At 70.1% G+C, this 18,004-nt stretch carries 14 protein-coding genes and 1 pseudogene; 9 read left to right on the forward strand and 6 right to left on the reverse strand.

Annotated features, from left to right (window positions below; translation table 11 throughout):
• The first annotated feature begins 15 nt into the window (after positions 1 to 15).
• The 3 genes from OO70_RS17990 to OO70_RS18000 all read left to right on the forward strand — a co-directional run bounded on the left by OO70_RS17990 (position 16) and on the right by OO70_RS18000 (position 4,080).
• Positions 16 to 885, forward strand: a complete 870-nt coding sequence (locus OO70_RS17990; protein ID WP_043671501.1) for an SCO6745 family protein — start codon at positions 16 to 18, stop codon at positions 883 to 885.
• 93 nt (positions 886 to 978) lie between these two features.
• Positions 979 to 3,378 (forward strand): Tex family protein, encoded by a 2,400-nt coding sequence (locus OO70_RS17995; RefSeq protein ID WP_043671503.1) that lies wholly within the window; start codon positions 979 to 981, stop codon positions 3,376 to 3,378.
• Positions 3,379 to 3,483: 105 nt separating this feature from the next.
• Positions 3,484 to 4,080, forward strand: coding sequence for a DinB family protein (locus OO70_RS18000; RefSeq protein ID WP_043671505.1), 597 nt, complete (start codon positions 3,484 to 3,486; stop codon positions 4,078 to 4,080).
• A 73-nt stretch (positions 4,081 to 4,153) separates the two neighbouring features.
• Here OO70_RS18000 and OO70_RS18005 read toward each other — a convergent pair whose 3' ends face one another.
• Both OO70_RS18005 and OO70_RS18010 read right to left on the reverse strand, forming a co-directional pair.
• Positions 4,154 to 5,797 (reverse strand): ABC-F family ATP-binding cassette domain-containing protein, encoded by a 1,644-nt coding sequence (locus OO70_RS18005; RefSeq protein ID WP_043671507.1) that lies wholly within the window; start codon positions 5,795 to 5,797, stop codon positions 4,154 to 4,156.
• 48 nt (positions 5,798 to 5,845) lie between these two features.
• Entirely contained in the window at positions 5,846 to 6,889 is a 1,044-nt protein-coding gene (locus OO70_RS18010) for a hypothetical protein (RefSeq protein ID WP_043671509.1), read from the reverse strand.
• A 78-nt stretch (positions 6,890 to 6,967) separates the two neighbouring features.
• On the opposite strand from OO70_RS18010, the pseudogene OO70_RS18015 reads away from it, so the two are divergent.
• Positions 6,968 to 7,297, forward strand: a pseudogene (locus tag OO70_RS18015) (FAD-dependent oxidoreductase); the annotation flags it as partial.
• Between the two features lie 39 nt (positions 7,298 to 7,336).
• On the opposite strand, the gene OO70_RS18020 reads toward OO70_RS18015, so the two are convergent.
• Positions 7,337 to 9,286: a Xaa-Pro dipeptidyl-peptidase gene (locus OO70_RS18020; RefSeq protein ID WP_043672714.1), complete on the reverse strand. Its 1,950-nt coding sequence runs from the start codon at positions 9,284 to 9,286 to the stop codon at positions 7,337 to 7,339.
• Positions 9,287 to 9,528: 242 nt separating this feature from the next.
• Here OO70_RS18020 and OO70_RS18025 point away from each other — a divergent pair, with 242 nt between their 5' ends.
• Positions 9,529 to 11,016, forward strand: a complete 1,488-nt coding sequence (locus tag OO70_RS18025) for a M1 family metallopeptidase (protein WP_043671513.1) — start codon at positions 9,529 to 9,531, stop codon at positions 11,014 to 11,016.
• Between the two features lie 69 nt (positions 11,017 to 11,085).
• Here the strand turns inward: OO70_RS18025 and OO70_RS18030 are convergent, their stop codons facing one another.
• Positions 11,086 to 11,997 (reverse strand): adenosine kinase, encoded by a 912-nt coding sequence (locus OO70_RS18030; protein WP_043671516.1) that lies wholly within the window; start codon positions 11,995 to 11,997, stop codon positions 11,086 to 11,088.
• A gap of 173 nt (positions 11,998 to 12,170) precedes the next feature.
• Positions 12,171 to 12,650 carry a macro domain-containing protein gene (locus tag OO70_RS18035; protein ID WP_043671518.1) on the reverse strand — a complete coding sequence of 160 codons (480 nt, stop codon included), beginning with the start codon at positions 12,648 to 12,650 and terminating at the stop codon, positions 12,171 to 12,173.
• 80 nt (positions 12,651 to 12,730) lie between these two features.
• On the opposite strand from OO70_RS18035, the gene OO70_RS18040 reads away from it, so the two are divergent.
• Positions 12,731 to 13,444, forward strand: a complete 714-nt coding sequence (locus tag OO70_RS18040; protein WP_043671521.1) for a MerR family transcriptional regulator — start codon at positions 12,731 to 12,733, stop codon at positions 13,442 to 13,444.
• Here the strand turns inward: OO70_RS18040 and OO70_RS18045 are convergent.
• Complete coding sequence (locus OO70_RS18045; RefSeq protein WP_043671524.1) at positions 13,430 to 14,155, reverse strand: SDR family NAD(P)-dependent oxidoreductase; 726 nt, start codon at positions 14,153 to 14,155, stop codon at positions 13,430 to 13,432. The genes OO70_RS18040 and OO70_RS18045 overlap by 15 nt on opposite strands.
• 135 nt (positions 14,156 to 14,290) lie before the next feature.
• Here OO70_RS18045 and OO70_RS18050 point away from each other — a divergent pair, with 135 nt between their 5' ends.
• The 3 genes from OO70_RS18050 (at position 14,291) to OO70_RS18060 (ending at position 17,988) form a co-directional block, all read left to right on the forward strand.
• Entirely contained in the window at positions 14,291 to 15,361 is a 1,071-nt protein-coding gene (locus tag OO70_RS18050) for an ABC transporter permease (RefSeq protein ID WP_043671527.1), read from the forward strand.
• Between the two features lie 85 nt (positions 15,362 to 15,446).
• Positions 15,447 to 16,514 carry a sugar ABC transporter substrate-binding protein gene (locus OO70_RS18055; protein ID WP_043671530.1) on the forward strand — a complete coding sequence of 356 codons (1,068 nt, stop codon included), beginning with the start codon at positions 15,447 to 15,449 and terminating at the stop codon, positions 16,512 to 16,514.
• 1 nt (position 16,515) lies between these two features.
• On the forward strand, positions 16,516 to 17,988 hold the full coding sequence (locus OO70_RS18060; protein WP_043671533.1) for a sugar ABC transporter ATP-binding protein: 1,473 nt from the start codon (positions 16,516 to 16,518) through the stop codon (positions 17,986 to 17,988).
• Positions 17,989 to 18,004: the final 16 nt, after the last annotated feature.

Here is an 18,004-nt window from a genome sequence, read left to right on the forward strand (position 1 = left end):
GGTAGCGTGACCGTCATGACTACTGCCGCCGTCGATCCCCGTGCCGGGCGCCGCTGCCACAACGCGCTCAACTCGCTCCACGCCACGCTGTACTTCTCGCCCGACCTGGGGAGGGAGCTGACGGATCTCGGAATCAAGGAATCCGCGGCCATCAACTTCGCCGCACGGGCGGCGGCGATGGGGGCGGTCGGACCGGGCACGGTGGCGGCGACCTTCTACAACTACAAGTACGAGCTCGTGGCGCGGCATGTGCCCGCCGTGTGGGAGATCGCCTCCCCGGAGCAGGTCCTGCACGCACGCGCGCGTGCCGTCGACGCGACCCTGCGCCGCCTGCTGGACGACGACGTGGTGGAGTCGGAGGAGATGGCGGAGGCCGCGCGGCTGGCGCTACGGGCCGCCGAGGCGTGTACGCGTCCCTCCCGGCCCCTGTATGCCGCCCACGCCGATCTGCCGGTCCCCGAGGAGCCGCATCTGGCGTACTTCCACGGCGCCACGCTGCTGCGCGAGCACCGGGGCGACGGTCATCTCGCCGTTCTGATGTCCGCCGGGCTCGACGGCCTGGAGGCCGTGGTCACCCATACGGCGACCGGCAAGGGCATGACCCCGAAGTGGGTGTTCGGCACGCGCGGGTGGAACCAGGAGGAGTGGGACGCCGCTTCGGAACGGCTGCGCGAGCGCGGACTGCTCGACGGGGACGGCGAGTTGACCGAGGCCGGCATCGCGCTGCGCACCGAGATCGAGGCGGAGACCGACCGGCTGGACCGGGCGCCGTACGAGCACTTGGGGGCCGAGGGCGTCGTACGACTGACCGAATTGGCGACCGGGTTCGCACGGCGCGCGCTCGCCGCCGGGGCGTTTCCGCGGAATCTGATCGGCAAGAGCTAGGAACCGGGCCCGCAGGACGGCGCCCTGATCCCCGGCTGTCGGTGTCACCTGCCACAATTGCCGCGCAACCTCAGTGGAGAAGGCGGTACGGGCGTGACGACACCCCTCGTAGGGTCCATCGAAGGCAGGATCGCCGAGGAGCTCGGCGTACGGGAGCGGCAGGTGAGGGCTGCCGTCGAGCTGCTCGACGGCGGTTCGACGGTTCCCTTCATCGCCCGCTACCGCAAGGAAGCGACCGAGATGCTCGACGACGCGCAGTTGCGCACGCTCGAGGAACGGCTGCGCTATCTGCGGGAGCTGGAGGAGCGGCGGACCGCGATCCTCGAATCGGTGCGCGAGCAGGGCAAGCTCACCGAGGAGCTGGAGGCGCAGATTCGGGCCGCCGAGACCAAGGCTCGTCTTGAGGACATCTACCTCCCCTTCAAGCCCAAGCGGCGCACCAAGGCGCAGATCGCGCGGGAGGCGGGACTTGAGCCCCTCGCGGAAGGGCTGTTGGGCGACCCGTCCGTGGAACCTCTGGCCGCTGCCGCCGCGTTCGTCGACGCCGACAAGGGTGTCGCCGATCCGCAGGCGGCCCTGGACGGTGCGCGGGCGATCCTCACCGAGCGGTTCTCGGAGGACGCCGACCTGATCGGCGAGCTGCGGGAGCGGATGTGGGGGCGCGGACGCCTCGCCGCGAAGGTGCGGGACGGCAAGGAGGAGGCGGGCGCCAAGTTCGCCGACTACTTCGACTTCTCGGAGCCGTTCACCGCGCTGCCCTCGCACCGCATCCTCGCGATGCTGCGCGGCGAGAAGGAGGACGTCCTCGATCTCGTCCTGGAGCCCGAGGAGGACACCGAGGGGCCTTCTTCCTACGAGGGGATGGTCGCCCACCGCTTCCAGATCCTCGACCGGGGCCGCCCCGGCGACAAGTGGCTTCAGGACACGGTCCGTTGGGCCTGGCGGACCCGCATCCTCGTGCACCTCGGCATCGACCTGCGGCTGCGACTGCGGACGGCGGCCGAGGACGAGGCGGTCAACGTGTTCGCCTCGAACCTGCGGGACCTGCTGCTCGCCGCCCCGGCCGGCACGCGCGCGACGCTGGGCCTGGACCCCGGTTTCCGTACGGGTGTGAAGGTGGCCGTCGTCGACGCGACCGGCAAGGTCGTCGCCACGGACGTGATCTACCCGCACGTCCCGGCCAACAAGTGGGACGACGCCCTCGCCAAGCTGGCCCGACTGTCGGCCCAGCACTCGGTCGACCTGATCGCGATCGGCAACGGCACGGCGTCCCGCGAGACCGACAAGCTCGCCGGTGAACTCATCACCAAGCACCCGGAGTTGAACCTCACCAAGGTGATGGTGTCCGAGGCCGGCGCGTCCGTGTACTCGGCGTCCGCGTTCGCCTCGCAGGAACTGCCCGACATGGACGTGTCGTTGCGCGGCGCGGTCTCCATCGCCCGCCGGCTCCAGGACCCGCTCGCGGAGTTGGTGAAGATCGACCCCAAGTCGATCGGTGTCGGCCAGTACCAGCACGACCTGTCCGAGGTGAAGCTGTCGCGTTCGCTGGACGCGGTGGTCGAGGACTGCGTGAACGGCGTCGGCGTGGACGTCAACACGGCCTCCGCGCCGCTGCTTTCACGCGTCTCCGGCATCACCTCCGGCCTCGCGGAGAACATCGTGTCGCACCGCGACGCCAACGGCCCCTTCAAGTCGCGCACCCAGCTGAAGAACGTGGCGCGGCTCGGCCCGAAGGCGTACGAGCAGTGCGCGGGCTTCCTGCGCATCCGCGGCGGCGACGACCCGCTCGACTCGTCCAGCGTGCACCCCGAGGCGTATCCGGTGGTGCGGCGGATGGTGAAGACGGCGGGCAGCGAGGTCGCTTCGCTGATCGGCAACACGGCGGTGCTGCGTTCGCTGAAGCCGACGGATTTCGTGGACGAGACGTTCGGTCTGCCGACCGTGACCGACATCCTGAAGGAGTTGGAGAAGCCGGGGCGTGACCCGCGGCCGGCGTTCAAGACGGCCACGTTCAAGGACGGCGTCGAGAAGATCTCCGACCTTGCGCCTGGGATGGTCCTGGAGGGGGTTGTCACCAACGTCGCCGCGTTCGGGGCGTTCATCGACGTCGGTGTCCACCAGGACGGTCTGGCGCACGTTTCCGCGCTGTCGAAGACGTTCGTCAAGGATCCGCGGGACGTGGTGAAGCCGGGTGACATCGTCAAGGTGAAGGTTCTCGATGTCGACATCCCGCGGAAGCGGATCTCGTTGACGTTGCGGCTGGACGACGAGGCGGCGGCGCAGGCCTCCGGCGGTGAGCGGGGACAGCAGGGTGGGGGTGCCCAGCGCGGGCAGCGGAGTGGAGGGCGTCCTCCTCAGCAGCGCCAGCAGCAGCGGCAGGGTGGTCAGGGTGGTGGATCGCGGCAGGCGGCTCCGCCGCCGGGCAACAGTGCGATGGCTGATGCTTTGCGGAAGGCGGGGTTGCTGGACCCGGGTAAGAAGGGCAAGCGCTGACGGCTCTGGCGGTCAGGTTGTGGGGAGCTGCGGGCCGGTGGGGGCTGGTCGCGCAGTTCCCCGCGCCCCTACAGGGCGCTTGGCGCCCTGCTACAAACTGGGGGCATGATCTCAGCGGACTTCAAAGCCGGCCTGCGCGTCGTTCTGCAGGACGCCCGTGACACGTTGCTCTGGAAGCTCGAAGGGCTGTCGGAGTACGACATCCGGCGGCCGATGACGCCGACCGGGACCAATCTGCTGGGGCTGGTCAAGCATCTGGCCGGGGCCGAGGGGTTCTACTTCGGGACGGTCTTCGGGCGGCCGGTCTCCGCGCCGGAGTTGTGGATCGCGGGGGACGCCGAGCCGAACTCGGATCTGTGGGCGACGCCGGACGAGACGCGGGAGCAGATCGTCGGGGGCTATCGGCGCGTGTGCGCACACTCCGACGCGACGATCGACGCGCTGCCCCTGGACGCGGTCGTCCGCATCCCCGGTGAGCGGGGGAACGACATCACCCTGCACCGCACCCTCGTCCACATGATCTACGAGACGTCCCGACACGTCGGCCACGCCGATGTCGTACGGGAACTCGTCGACGGGACGGTGGGTCAGCGGGCCGGGGGCGACAACATGGCGCCTGGCGACGCGAGTTGGTGGGCCGAGCACCGGGACCGGGTGGAGCGAGCGGCGAAGGAAGCCGATCGTCTCAACTCCGGTACGTAGGGCTCCCCTTCAGGGGCTCGGGGAACTGCGCGACCAGCCCCCACCGACCGGCAGTGAACGAACCACCTCATCCTCACCGCTGTTCCGTCACCTTCCCGTCCGCCACCTCCAACCGCCGAGTCACCTGAACCGCGTCCAACATCCGACGGTCATGCGTGACCAACAACAGCGTGCCCTCGTACGCATCGAGCGCCGACTCCAACTGCTCGATGGCGGGCAGGTCCAGGTGGTTCGTCGGCTCATCGAGGACCAGGAGGTTGACACCCCGGCCCTGGAGGAGCGCGAGCGCGGACCGCGTGCGCTCACCCGGTGACAGCGTCCCCGCAGGCCGCATCACGTGGTTCGCCTTGAGCCCGAACTTGGCGAGCAGCGTGCGGACTTCGGCCGGCTCGGTGTCCGGGACCGCCGCACAGAACGCGTCGAGCAGGGACTCCGTGCCGTGGAACAACTGGCGCGCCTGATCGACCTCGCCGACCAGGACACCCGAGCCCAGCGAAGCCTGCCCCGCGTCCAAGGGGATACGGCCGAGCAGCGCAGCGAGGAGCGTCGACTTGCCCGCGCCGTTCGCGCCGGTCACCGCGACCCGGTCCGCCCAGTCGATCTGCAGGGACACCGGGCCGAAGCTGAAGTCGCCGCGCCGTACCTCCGCGTCCCGCAGGGTCGCGACGACCGCGCCGGAGCGGGGCGCGGACGCGATCTCCATGCGCAGCTCCCACTCCTTGCGGGGCTCCTCGACGACGTCGAGGCGTTCGATCATGCGCTGGGTCTGCCGGGCCTTCGCCGCCTGCTTCTCGCTGGCCTCGCTGCGGAACTTGCGGCCGATCTTGTCGTTGTCGTTGTTCGCCTTGCGGCGGGCGTTCTTGACGCCCTTGTCCATCCAGCCGCGCTGCATCTGCGCCCGGTCCTGGAGCGCGGAGCGCTTGTCGGCGTACTCCTCGAAGTCGTCGCGGGCGTGCCGGCGTGCCACGTCCCGCTCCTCCAGGTAGGCCTCGTAGCCGCCGCCGTAGAGGTTGATCTGGTTCTGGGCCAGGTCGAGTTCGAGGACCTTGGTGACCGTGCGGGTGAGGAACTCGCGGTCGTGCGACACGACGACCGTGCCGGCGCGCAGGCCGGAGACGAAGCGTTCGAGGCGCTCCAGGCCGTCGAGGTCCAGGTCGTTGGTGGGCTCGTCGAGGAGGAAGACGTCGTAGCGGGAGAGGAGGAGGGAGGCGAGGCCCGCGCGTGCTGCCTGGCCGCCGGAGAGGGACGTCATCGGCTGGTCGAGGTCGACGGCCAGGCCGAGGGAGTCGGTGACCTCCTCGGCGCGCTCGTCGAGGTCGGCGCCGCCGAGGTCGAGCCAGCGTTCGAGGCTCGCCGAGTAGGCGTCGTCGGCGCCGGGGGCGCCGTCCACCAGTGCCTGGGTGGCCTCGTCCATCGTGCGCTGTGCCTCGGCGACTCCCGTGCGGCGGGCCAGGAACTCGCGCACGCTCTCGCCCGGGCGCCGCTCCGGCTCCTGCGGGAGATGTCCTACGGTCGCTGTCGGCGGGGAGAGGCGCAGCTCGCCCTCCTCCGGTGCGAGCAGGCCGGCGAGGATCCGGAGCAGGGTGGACTTGCCCGCGCCGTTGGCACCGACAAGGCCGATCACATCGCCGGGGGCGACGACGAGGTCGAGCCCGGTGAACAGGGCGCGGTCGCCGTGTCCGGCGGCGAGATTCTTGGCGACGAGAGTGGCAGTCATCAGACCATCGATCCTAATCGGTCCCCTTCGCCGCCCGCGCCGCGGTTTTCAGCGGGCCATCGCCTCCACCAGCACGCTCCCCGTGGTCCGTGCCACCACGAAGGCCTCGCCCTTCACCGCCTTCGCGTCCAGGGCGATGCGGTGGCGGCCGGGTTCCAGGACGCCGTCGAAGACGTCCTGGGTGTGGCTGCGGTAGAGGCGGTCGAGACGGTACGCCGTGACGCGCACCCGGCACGGGGAGGTGACCTCGATGCCCGCCTCGCCGTCGGCGGCGACCAGCCGGGTCAGGCGGTGCAGCTCGGCGGGGCGGCGGTCCAGGGCGTGTTCGATCTGCGCGACGAGGAGGGGAACGATGGGTGCGAGGCCGTCGACGTATGCCACCTCCACCCCGGCGCGGTCGAAGGCGGCCCGTACGGCGGCGCGCTCCTCCTCGGTGACGGCCCGGCCGAACGCCACGGCGCCGTAGACCCGGAGTTCGTCGGCGGGGACGTGGGTCGCGTCGCCGGTGATGTCGGCACCGATGCCGATGGCGCGCAGTGCGGCGGCGAGCCTGTTCAGTACGGCGACGCGGGCGCCGATCAGCAGGACGCGTCGCCCGCCGGCCGGGATCTCGGTGCCGTCGATGAGGGAGTCGAGGGCCGCGCGGTACTCGGCTCCGGCGAAGCGGAAGGGCCCTATGCCGTGGTAGCCGTTGCGCTCCAGGTCGGCATGCTCGTCGGTCTGCCAGGCGAAGTCCCGCCAGATGAAGTCGGCGCCGTCGCTCTGGATGACGGCGGTGACGGCGCCGCAGGCCAGGTCCTCGCACTCGGGGCAGCCGTAGATGACGTAACGGCCGCCCTCCAGCGGGGCGTCCGTCTCCAGGAGCAGGCTGCGGACCTGGGCGGTGAAGATCGCGGGCGGGACGTCGGAGGCGAGCGGGGAGACGGCGTCCAGGTCGGTCAGCTGGAACAGCAGCGGGCGTCCGTCGACGATGAAGTCGACGAAGTCGCGGTGCACCTGGTAGCCGCCGTCCGCGAGGACTTCACCGGCGCGCATCGCCGGTGCCAGGCCGAAGGTCGCGTATTCGGCAGGCGTCGCGTGTTCGGCAGACATGCTGTGAGTATCCCCAGCGCGATGGCGATATGAGCACGGCATGACACATTCCGCTACCGTCCGCGCACCGACACCGGTGTGAGGGGCGAGGTGGTCGTGGTCGGCGGGGGCGTCATCGGGTTGACGACGGCCGTCGGGCCGGCCGAGCGCGGCGCCCGGGTCCGGGTGTGGCCGCGGGAGTCCGTCGGGCTGACGACCTCGGCGGTTGCGGGCGCGCGGTGGTGGCCGTACCGGATCGAACCGGTGGCGTTCGTCGGTGAGTGGGCGTTCCAATCGCCGGTCGTGTACGAGAAGTTGGCGACGCGGTCCGAGGAGACGAGCGTACGCGTGGTCGAGGGCGTACAGGGTGAGACGCGGCTGGACGAACCGGGGCCGTGGGCGGCCAAGGCGCTGGGGATGCGGGCGGCGGAGCTCACTCGCGCCGCCGCCCGCACTCGGAGTGGATGATCAGTTGCCCGGTACCCGCTGCGCGGAATGCGGTGCCCGTACGCCGTCCAGGGTCTCGGCGTCGGATGTCACGGACTTGCTGCCCGCCGTGGCCTTCGCGAACGCCGACGCGCCGCCGACGAGCGGGAGTTGGGCCGAGGTACGGGACAGGTTCACGGTGAGGGTCGGGGTGGTGGACGGCGGATCGATGAGGTCCTTGTCCGTGCCCGCGACGATCAGGGCGAGGCGGTGTCCGGCCGGGACGACGTGGTCGGTCGCCGCCAGGTCGAGGGTGATGGTGTACGCCTTGCCCGGGGTGAGCGGTACGCCCTTGAGGTCGGAGGCGTAGTTGCCGAGGTCGGCCCAGCCTCGGCTGAAGACGTTGTACTCGACTGCCGTCGTCTTGGCCTGGGTTGCCAGGAAGCAGGCACTGTCACCGGCCGTGCTGTCGCCCCAGCAGGTGCGGTCGGTGAGCGTGGTGATGCCCTCGGCCGAGTCGGCGTAGTCGCGGATGGTGTCGGGGCCCAAGTCCACGAGAACGGCGGAGAGATGGGCCGTGGAGGTGGTGGGCGTCGCGGTGATGGTCACCTTCGACGAACCCGACAGACGCAGGTCCTTCTTGAGGGGCCCGGTGACGAAACCGGCCTTGTCCGCCGTCGACTTGTCGATCGCGGCGGCCCAGTCGGTCTCGCTCTCCTGCGGGTTGTCCGTGAACGTCTCGGTGCCCTTGCCCGCGCCGAGTCCCAGTGTGCCGACGCCCGCCTGGGTGCCCCGCGCCGGGTGGAGGGTGGTCGTGGCGGTGCCGCTGGGCGGCCACACCTTCGACGTGACCCACTGGTCCGGGTGGCGTTCGACGTCGGCCATCGGCTCACGGTCGATTCCGTTGTCGTAGCCGAGGAGTTCGTGGTCGAACCAGCGGTGCAGGGTGTCGACCCAGGCGCCGCGACGGTAGTCGAAGGGGTCGACGTGGCCGGTCTGGGAGAGCCAGATCTTGCGCTCGACGCCGTTCTTGGCCAGGGCGTCCCACCACTGGCCGAAGTTCTTGGTGCGGACGTTGAGGTCCTGGAGTCCGTGCACGAGGAACACGCTGGCCTTGACCTTGCTCGCGTCCTTCACGTAGTCGCGCTCGGTCCAGAACGAGGTCCAGTCGCCGGTGCGCGGGGCGCCGTCGACGATCTTCTGCTGTACGGCCGCGCAGCCGGCCTGGGCCTCGGGGCTCTCGACCACGTTGGACAGCCAGTCGGGGCCGGAGTCGTAGAGCGGGGCGCCCTTGGCGAAGTAGTAGTCGTACCAGGAGGAGATGGCGCTGATCGGGACGATCGTCTTCAGGCCCTTCACGCCGGTGGCGGCGACGCCGTTGGCGATGGTGCCGTCCCAGCTCTTGCCGATCATTCCGGTCTTGCCGTTGGTCCAGCTCGCCGTGGCGCGGGCGGTTCCGGTGCGGCTGGTGTAGGCCTTGGCCCTGCCGTTCAGCCAGTCGACGACGGCCTTCGCCGACTGGATGTCGGAGCGGCCGCCGACGTCGACGCAGCCGTCGGAGCGGTTGGTGCCGGCGAGGTCGACGCCGACGAAGGCGTAGCCGCGGGGCACGAAGTAGTTGTCGTAGAACAGCGGCATCTGGACAACGTTGCCGCTCGCGTCGTAGGTCTTCAGCTGGCCCTCGTTGCCGCGGCCGCAGCAGGAGTAGTAGGGGCTGGCGTCCATGATGACGGGCACTTTGTGGCCCTGGCGGGCGGGTTCGCTCGGCCGGACGATGTCGACGGCGACCCGGTCGGTCTTCCCGTCACCGTCCCCGTCGAGTCCGGTGTCCACCCAGACGGCCTCGCGGATGGCGTTCGCGTAGGAGTAGACCGGTTGGCTTTCCTGCGGGGCGCTCTGGGCCACTGTCGGGGTGAGGAAGGCGGCCAGGAGGGCGGCGATCGCCGCCGTCGCGAGCGATCTCCAGATCGTGAAGCGCGTGCGTTTCGGCATGCGCGGACGGTACATCGGTCAACTCCCGTGCAGAAAGAGGCACTCCGGGGCTCGTGACGGCCGAATGGCGATCGTGTGACAGGAGGTGCCGTGGACAGGCGCGGTGCCACAGGGACTGAATAGCCTTTGAACAGATTTGGCGGACCGACCCCTACGGCTCTTCGACCCCCTACGGCTCTTCGACTTTCGTGGACCCCCATGGCTCTCCGGCTTTTCGTGGAGCCCTACGACTTGGAGTTCTCGTGCACCGCAGAATCATCGCGCCGGGCGCACTCGCGGCGGCCTCCCTCATGCTGGCGATCCCGGCATCGGCGGCAAGCTACTCCCCGGGCGCTCCGGGCATCGGTGACCCCTACTACCCGGCCTACGGCAACGGCGGATACGACGTCTCGCACTACGACCTCAGGCTTCAATACCAACCCGCCACGGACGAGTTGGCGGGTACGGCGACGGTCCTCGCGACGACCACGCAGGACCTGTCCCGGTTCGATCTGGACTTCCTGCTGGACGTGAGCGAGGTGCGGGTCAACGGCGCCCTGGCGACCTTCGCGACCTCCGGCCAGCACGAACTGGAGATCACCCCGAAGACCCCGCTGCCGAAGGGCACGCCGATCACGGTCGTGGTCCGCTACAGCGGGGTGCCGTCGACGAAGAGCGCGTACGGCTTCACCACCTGGCACCGCACACCGGACGGCGCGGTCGCGGCGGACGAGCCCGAGTCGGCGTGGTGGTGGTTCCCGAGCAACGACCACCCGAGCGACAAGGCGACCTACGACGTGTCGGTGGCCGTCCCGGACGGTACCCAGGCGATCTCCAACGGCACGCTCCAGTCGACGAGTTCGAAGCTGGGCTGGACCCGCTACAACTGGCGGGAGAACAAGCCGCAGGCCACCTATCTGGCCACGCTGGCCCTCGGCAAGTTCGACATCACGACCAGTACCTCGGGCGGCGGCGTCCCGGTCGTCAACGCCTACAGCAAGGATCTCGGCGACAACGACGGGGCCGCGCGGGCGAGCGTCGAGCGCACCGGGGAGATCGTCGACTGGCTCAGCGGCTACTTCGGGAAGTATCCCTTCAGCTCCGCCGGCGGGTACGTGCCCAACACGACCACCGGGTACGCGCTGGAGACCCAGACCCGCGTCTACTACAGCCCGAGGCAGTTCGCGAACGGCTCCAACACCTCTGTCGTCGTCCACGAGTTGGCCCACCAGTGGTACGGCGACGACGTGTCGCTGAAGGGCTGGAAGGACATCTGGATCAACGAGGGTTTCGCGCGGTACGCGCAGTGGCTGTGGTCCGAGCACGAGGGTGAGGGGACCGCGCAGCAGCTCGCCGACTACGTCTATGCCTCGCACCCTGCGGACGACGCGTTCTGGACGATCGCGCCGGGGAACCCCGGTCCGGAGAACCAGTTCGAGCTTCCGGTCTACGACCGGGGGGCGTTGGCCATCCAGGCGTTGCGGAACGAGATCGGTGACGATGCGTTCTTCGCGGTTCTGAAGGGGTGGCCGACGGAACACGCGTACGGCAACGCGTCCGTCCAGGACTTCCAGAAGTACGCCGAGCAGGTGTCCGGGAAGTCGCTGTCGGTGCTCTTCGACACGTGGCTGTTCCAGCCGACGAAGCCGGCGGTGCCCGCGGCGCGGGCCGCTTCCATCGTGAAGGCGGCTGGGGTTCCGGTGCGGCCGAAGTCGTGGAAGAAGATCGCGGCTACTAACGACGTGCACTAAGCGTCTGCCGGGTTCGGTGGGGTGGGGGCTGCGGGTCCGTTGTGGCTGGTCGCGCAGTTCCCCGCGCCCCTAACGGGGCGCTGTCCTTGCCCTTGTCAGGAGGTCGCTGCGGGTTATCGACCCCGTCTCCGTGGACGGCACTGTGCAGGCGTGCGCGCCCGCGATCGAACCGTAGAGGGCCGCGCGTTGCGGTGTCTCTCGGTTGAGCCAGCCATATAGGAACGCGGCGGCGAAGGCGTCGCCCGCGCCGTTGGAGTCGACCAGGGGGGACGGCGGGGTGACCGGTGGGATGTGGGTCACCTCGTCGTCGGCCAGCAGGTAGGCGCCCTCCGCTCCGGCCGTGGCGACGACCAGGTGGGCCCTGCCCTGCTCGGCGATCGCGCGCATCGTGTGTTCGGGGGTGCCGGTCAGTGCGGTGGTGGAGAGGAAGACGATGTCCGCCGCGTGGGCGAACTCCTCCTGGTACGGGTTCTTGCCGTCCCAGTTGTGCAGGTCCGTCGAGATCGTCACGCCGGCCTCGCGGAGTGTGGGCAGGGCGTGGGCGCAGGGCTGGGTGATGGAGACGTGGGCGTGGCGGCTCGCCTCGGCGAGGGCGCGGACCGTGGGTTCCGGCAGGCGGTCGTCGGGGTGGGCGCGGGTCGAGTCGTAGAGGGAGAGCCGTCTACCGTCGGGGCCCACGAGGTTGACGGCGCGCTTGGTGCCGGCGGGCCCGGGCACTTCGGTGAGCGGGATGCCGTGGTCCCGGTGGAGTGCGCGGACCAGGTCGCCCTCGGGGTCGGCGCCGAGCATGTCGAGGTGGTGGGTGCGCAGGCCCAGCACGCTCAGGCCGAGGGCCACGAAGTCGCCGGTCTGGCCGGCGCGGGTGCGGATGCCGGGGTCGATCATGTAGCTGTCGGCGTACGGCAGCGGCAGTTCGGGGACGTGGACGATGGTGTCGACGCCGGCGCCGCCGAGGACGAGGACGTCGATGTCACGGCTCATGGCTCTCCCTCGATGACTTTCCTTCACGGCTGCGAGCAGCGAGTCAAGCAGGGGGCGGGGATCATCGCAAGGAGTTGCGCAAGATGCCGCAACTTCTTTCAGCCCGAGGCGAGTTGGGCCCGGCGGGGTCAGCCCGCGTTCCTATCAGCGTGAGGCGAGTTCGGTCCGGTGGTTCAGTCCTCGTGGTCGTACACCGTCACCGCGATCCCCTGCTGGACCAGCCGCTCGGTCACCAGCGGCTCGACCCGTGACCACGTGCCGCCCGCGAGGCCGCACCCTATGCGGGGCATGTGCACGGACGCGCCGAGCTCCGCCGCGCGGTCGGCCAGCAGGCCCAGCGCCGTGTCGATCGCCTCGTAGCGCACGGGCACACCCTTGCTGCCCGTGCGTATCCCCCGCTGGCCGATCATGTTGGCCACCCAGACATACCGCTCGACCTGCACGAGCTGGATCGCGCCCAGCCCGAAGTCGTTGGACGCGCGGGCGCGATGCCAGGCGCGGTACGCCTTCTCCGGCTCGGGCCAGCGGCGCGAGAGCGCCAGCACGAAGCCCTTTCCCCAGCCCCCGATGTCGTTGCAGACATGCGCGATCACCTTGACGCCCTTGACCGACGGAACGGTCGCGTCACCCCGGACATAGTTGATCTCCCCCATGACACCCACCGTAGGCGGCACCACTGACAACGGCCCTCCGGTGGTTTCACAGCAGTGGTGAGACAGCGATACTGCTCCGCATGACGACCGACACCGAGGAGCCGACGCTCACGATCGACGAACTGGCCGCGCGGGCCGGTACCACGGTCCGCACGGTGCGGTTCTACAGCACCAAGGGGCTGTTGCCGCCGCCGGTGATCGGGGCGCGGCGGGTCGGGCACTACGGGCAGGAGCACCTGGCGCGGCTCGCACTGATCGAGGAGTTGCAGCATCAGGGCATGACGCTGGCCGCGATCGAGCGGTATGTGGGGCAGCTGCCGCCGGACCTCAGTGCGCACGACCTCGCGATCCATCGCGCCGTGGTGGCGTCATGGGCGCCGGACGGGACGGAGATCCTGGACCGGCGGGAGTTGGAGCGGCGGGCGGGCCGGGCGTTGAGCGAGGAGGACGTGGAGCGGCTCGTGGCGATGGACGTGGTCGGGATCGAGGGGGCCTCGTACCGTGTCGACGCCGGTCTGCTGCGGCTCGGCGTGCGGCTGCTCGACGTGCCGGTGTCGCAGGAGGCGATCCTCGCGTCCCGGAACGTGCTGATCGAGCATTCCCGCGCGGCGGCCCACGAGTTGTCGCAGGTGTTCCGCGACGAGGTGTCGCAACGTGCCGCGCAGGACGTGAAGTCGCTGTCCGCGCACATGCAACCCCTTGTGGTGCAGGCCCTCCTGACGGCTTTTCAGCGATCGCTGCGGAAGGAACTCCGCGAGTGGCTCAGGGAGCCGACGGAGTCAGAGGAAGGCTGAACCGCCCGACACGTTCAGCGTCTGCCCGGTCAGGAACCCGCTGCCCTCGTCGACCACGTACAGCAGGGTCGAGACGAGGTCGGACGGCTGCTGCGTGCGCGGGACCACCTGCTGGTCACGGACGTACTCGAAGCCGCCGTCCGCGCCGACCGTCCGCTCGGCGGTCGCGGTGCGGACCATGCTGGGCGCGATCGCGTTGACAGTGATGTCGTACGGGCCGAGCGCCGCCGCGAGGGATCGGGTGAAGCCGATGAGTCCCATCTTCGAGGCGACGTACGGGACCATCGTGGGCGGTGCGGTGAGGACGGCCGCCGAGACGATGTTGACGATACGGCCCCACCCGGCCGCCTTCAGATACGGCAGGACCGCTCGGGTCAGCAGGAACGGCGCCTCCAGGTTGACGCGCATGATCCGGCGCCATTCCTCGGGCGTGGTCTCCTCGAAGGGGCGGGCCGGGTAGACGCCGGCGTTGTTGACCAGGACGTGCAGGGTGCCGAACTGGTCGATGAGGTGCTCCAACGCCCCCTGGATCTGGTCCTCGTCTGTGACGTCGCCGATCAACTCCACATAGTCCAGGACCCTTTCGGCGGTCTCCGGCTGTGCGACGAGGTCGAGTCCGGCGACCCGGTAGCCGTGGCCGGCGAGCGCGACGGCGAACTCCTGCCCGAGGCCCTGTGCCGCTCCGGTCACCAGCGCGGTACGCGTCTCCATGGGGCGAGTGTGATGACCCGTCAGGCGTCGGGCAAGAGCACATTCCACTCGCTGAAACGCCCCGGTTGCCGCTCACGCCCGGTGGGCCCACCCTGCGTGACGACCCCAGCACCAGCCGTACGGGAGCCGTGCCCGATGACCGAGACCGAGCGTGCCGTGGACGACGCCGAGCGCGCCCGCGAACAGGGCGGCGGGCAGGGCCGGTTGACGCGCCGGTGGCGTCGACTCAGGCCGTCCGCGCGTGCGTCGGAGCCGGTGCCGCGTCGGTGGGTCCGGGACGAGTTCGGTGTGCTGCTCGTGCTGGGGTTGCTGATCGCCGGGATCGGCATCCCCTACCCGGACTTCCTCGACACGAACAACCTCCTGTCCACCGCCCACAACTCCGTCTACATCTCGCTGATGGCGTGCGGCATGGTCTTCGCGCTGTCGATGCGCGAGGTCGATCTGTCCGTGGGCGGGACCTACGCGATGTGCCTGGTCGTCGGGGCGTTGCTGATCCGGGACGGCACCGCGCCCTGGCTGGCGGTGCCGGTGATGCTGGCCACCGGGATCGCGCTGGGCGTGTTCAACGCGCTGGTGACGACGCTGCTGGCGCTGCCGTCGTTCATCGTCACCCTGGGCACGCTCATGCTCTTCCGGGGTGTCGGACTGGCGCTCGCGGACGGCAAGCAGATCACCGATCTCCCCCTGAACGACTCGTTCTTCACCTTCGCGGGCGGCGATCCTGGCGGGGTGCCATTCGCCCTGTGGGTGCTGCTCGCGGTGATCGTCGTGCTGACGGTCGTGCTGTCCCGGACGCGCTTCGGGGCCCGGGTGCGGGCGATCGGGTCCAACCCCGACGCCGCCGCCTTCAGCGGCATCCCGGTCGTCCGCACCCGTATCCAGGCACTGGCCCTGTCCGGCCTGACCACGGCGTGCGCCGCCGCGCTCGCGCTCGCCTTCTACGGCGCCGGGGACCCAACACTCGGCCAGGGCTACGAGTTGCAGGCGATCGCCGCGTGCATCATCGGCGGCACTCCACTGGCCGGGGGCCGCGGTTCGGTGGTCGGCGCGGTGGCCGGGGCGATGATCCTGTCGGTCGTCGCCTCCGGCCTGGTGTTCTTCGAAGTACCCATCAACTGGACGTCGTTCGCGACCGGCGGGGTGATCCTCGTCGCCGTCGCGGCCGACAGCGCGCTGCGCCGCACCGGACGCCGTCGCAGGTGAACTCCCCCGAGCGTCCGAACCCTCAGCCGTCCAAGCCCCCCGCGCCGTCCAAGTCCCCCTGTGGTCCAGCCTTTTGGAGGCCGTGATGCACCCCCGTTCGCGTACGTGGTCCGCGGCGCTCGGCGCCCTGGTCCTGCTGGCCACCGCAGGCTGCGGCAGCGTCGGAGGCTCCGGCGGAAAGAACGGCAAGCTGGAGATGGGGATTTCGGTCGCCAACATCTCCCTGAACTTCGCCCACGAGATGGTGCTGGGCGCGCAGAGCGCCGCGAGCCACGCGGGGAAGGTCGACTTCAAGGCCGTGGGACCGCCCAACACGGACGGGCCCGCCGAGGTGCAGCTGTTCCAGAACCTCACGGCGATCGCCAAGGACGGCATCGTCCTGGAGAACCTCGACCCGCCGATCTTCACCCGGCCCGCCGCACGCGCCGTGGACCAGGGCATCCCGATCGTCGCCCTGGACACGTCCCCCACCGACGGCAGCAAGGTCAACTTCTATGTGGGGAACGACAATTACGCGCTCGGCGAGCTGATGGCGAAGGAGGCGTTGAAACGGCTCGGCAGCGATCCGAAGGGGCAGGTCGTGATCGGGGTGCCCAACCCGGGGACGCCGGTCCTCGACAACCGCGCGAAGGGCATCGCCGACACCTTCAAGAAGGAGGCGCCCGGGGTCAAGATCCTGGGCCCCTTCCAGACGTACAGCGATCCCGGGCAGAACTACAGCTCCTGGTCCGCGCAGGTGAACGCGCACCCGGACGCGCTCGCCTTCCTCGGTGTCGGTGACGCCGACAGCTACAACCTCGCGAAGATCAAGAAGGCCGAGCACGGCAAGTGGCTGACGGCCGGCTTCGACGTCGACCCGAAGACCCTGGACGCGGTGAAGGACGGCTCCAACTTCGTGACCATCGACCCGCAGCACTTCCTGAAGGGCTATCTGTCCACGGCGATGCTGATCGAGGCCGTGCGCGACAAGAAGGGCAAGCTGCCCGACGGTTGGTTCCTGTCCCCCGGCGGAGTCGTCGACTCCTCCAACATCGACGAGATCATCGCCCGGCAGAAGTCGGCGCAGGCCGCGTACGACTGGTACAAGCCGACGATCGACAAGCTGCTCGGCGACCAGACGGCCAACCTCAAGCCACTGAAGGACGCGCGCTGACATGGCCCACGGCGACATCCTCGTGGCGGAGGAACTGGTCAAGTCCTATGGCGGCGTACGGGCGTTGGACGGTGCGTCGATCCGGCTGAGCGGTGGCGAGGTGCACGCGCTGGTGGGTGAGAACGGTGCCGGGAAGTCGACGCTCGTGCGCATCCTGTCGGGGACGCTGGGCGCGGACGGCGGGACGGTGCGGGCTGCGAAGGACGCCCGGATCGCCGTCGTCTCCCAGGAGTTGAGCCTCTTCCCGGACCTCACCGTGCGGGAGAACCTCTTCCCGCAGCATCCGCCGCTGCGCCTGGGCCTGTTGGACCGGGGCGCCATGGACCGGGCGGCCCGACCGGTCCTCGCGGAACTCGGCCTGGACGTGGACCCCCGCACGGAACTGGGTGAACTCCCCCTCGCTGACCAGCAGTTGACGGAGATCGCCCGGGCTCTGCTGCGGCGCCCCAAGCTGCTGATCCTCGACGAGCCGACGTCGGCGCTCCCGGCCGCCGCCGTCGACCGCCTCGAACGCGTCCTGCGCACGCTGACCGACCGGGGCATCGCCGTCCTCTACGTCACCCACTTCCTCGACGAGGTGATGCGCTTCGCGCAGCGCGTGACGGTCCTGCGGGACGGGCGGGTCGCGCTGGCGGGCGTGGAGCGCGCCGAGGTCGACGTGCCGGAGCTGGTGTCGGCGATGCTGGGCGGCCGACCGGAGCAACCGCCGCGCCGGGCCCGGTCGTTGGTCGACCTGCCGCCGCCGGTGGTGCTGTCCGAGGTCACGGTCCCCGGAAGGCTGACCGACGTGACCTTCACCGTGCGGGCGGGTGAAGTGGTCGGGGTCGCCGGGCTGCAAGGGGCGGGCCATCTCGACGCGTTGGCGGTGGTGTGCGGGCGTACGGCGGTCTCCGGGGGCCGGGTGGACGTCGGCGGCCGGGGGCTGCCACGCTCGCTGCGGGACGCGGTACGCGCGGGTGTCGCCTTCGTGCCGAGCGACCGCAAACGGTACGGGCTGATGGTGGACCGTACGGTGTGGGAGAACACCACGGCGGTCAGCTGGCTGGCGCTGGGCCGGGGCGGGATCGCCCCCTCCCGCTCCGAACTGGTGCGCCGCACCGTCGAGTTGACCGAGCGGCTACGGCTGCGCGGTGGGCCGTACGACCTGGTCGCCCGGTTGTCCGGCGGCAACCAGCAGAAGGTCGTCTTCGCCAAGTGGCTCGCGACGGAGCCGAAGATCGTCGTCCTGGACGATCCGACCCGGGGTGTCGACGTCGGTGTACGCGCCGAAATGCACCGTATCGTCGGCGAGTTGGCGGCGGGCGGCGCGGCCGTCCTGATCGCCTCGACGGATCTCGCGGAACTGACGGAGGTGTGCGACCGGGTGCTGGTGTTCGTGCGGGGGCGGGTCACGGAGGAGGTGCGCGGTGAGCGGCTGACGGAGCACGGGCTGGCGGTGGCGATGCAGCGGCCGGAGGTGGCGGCGTCGGACTGACGGGGTCCGGAGGTGG

The sequence above is a fragment of the Streptomyces xylophagus genome (assembly GCF_000716435.1).
GTDB lineage: Bacteria > Actinomycetota > Actinomycetes > Streptomycetales > Streptomycetaceae > Streptomyces > Streptomyces xylophagus.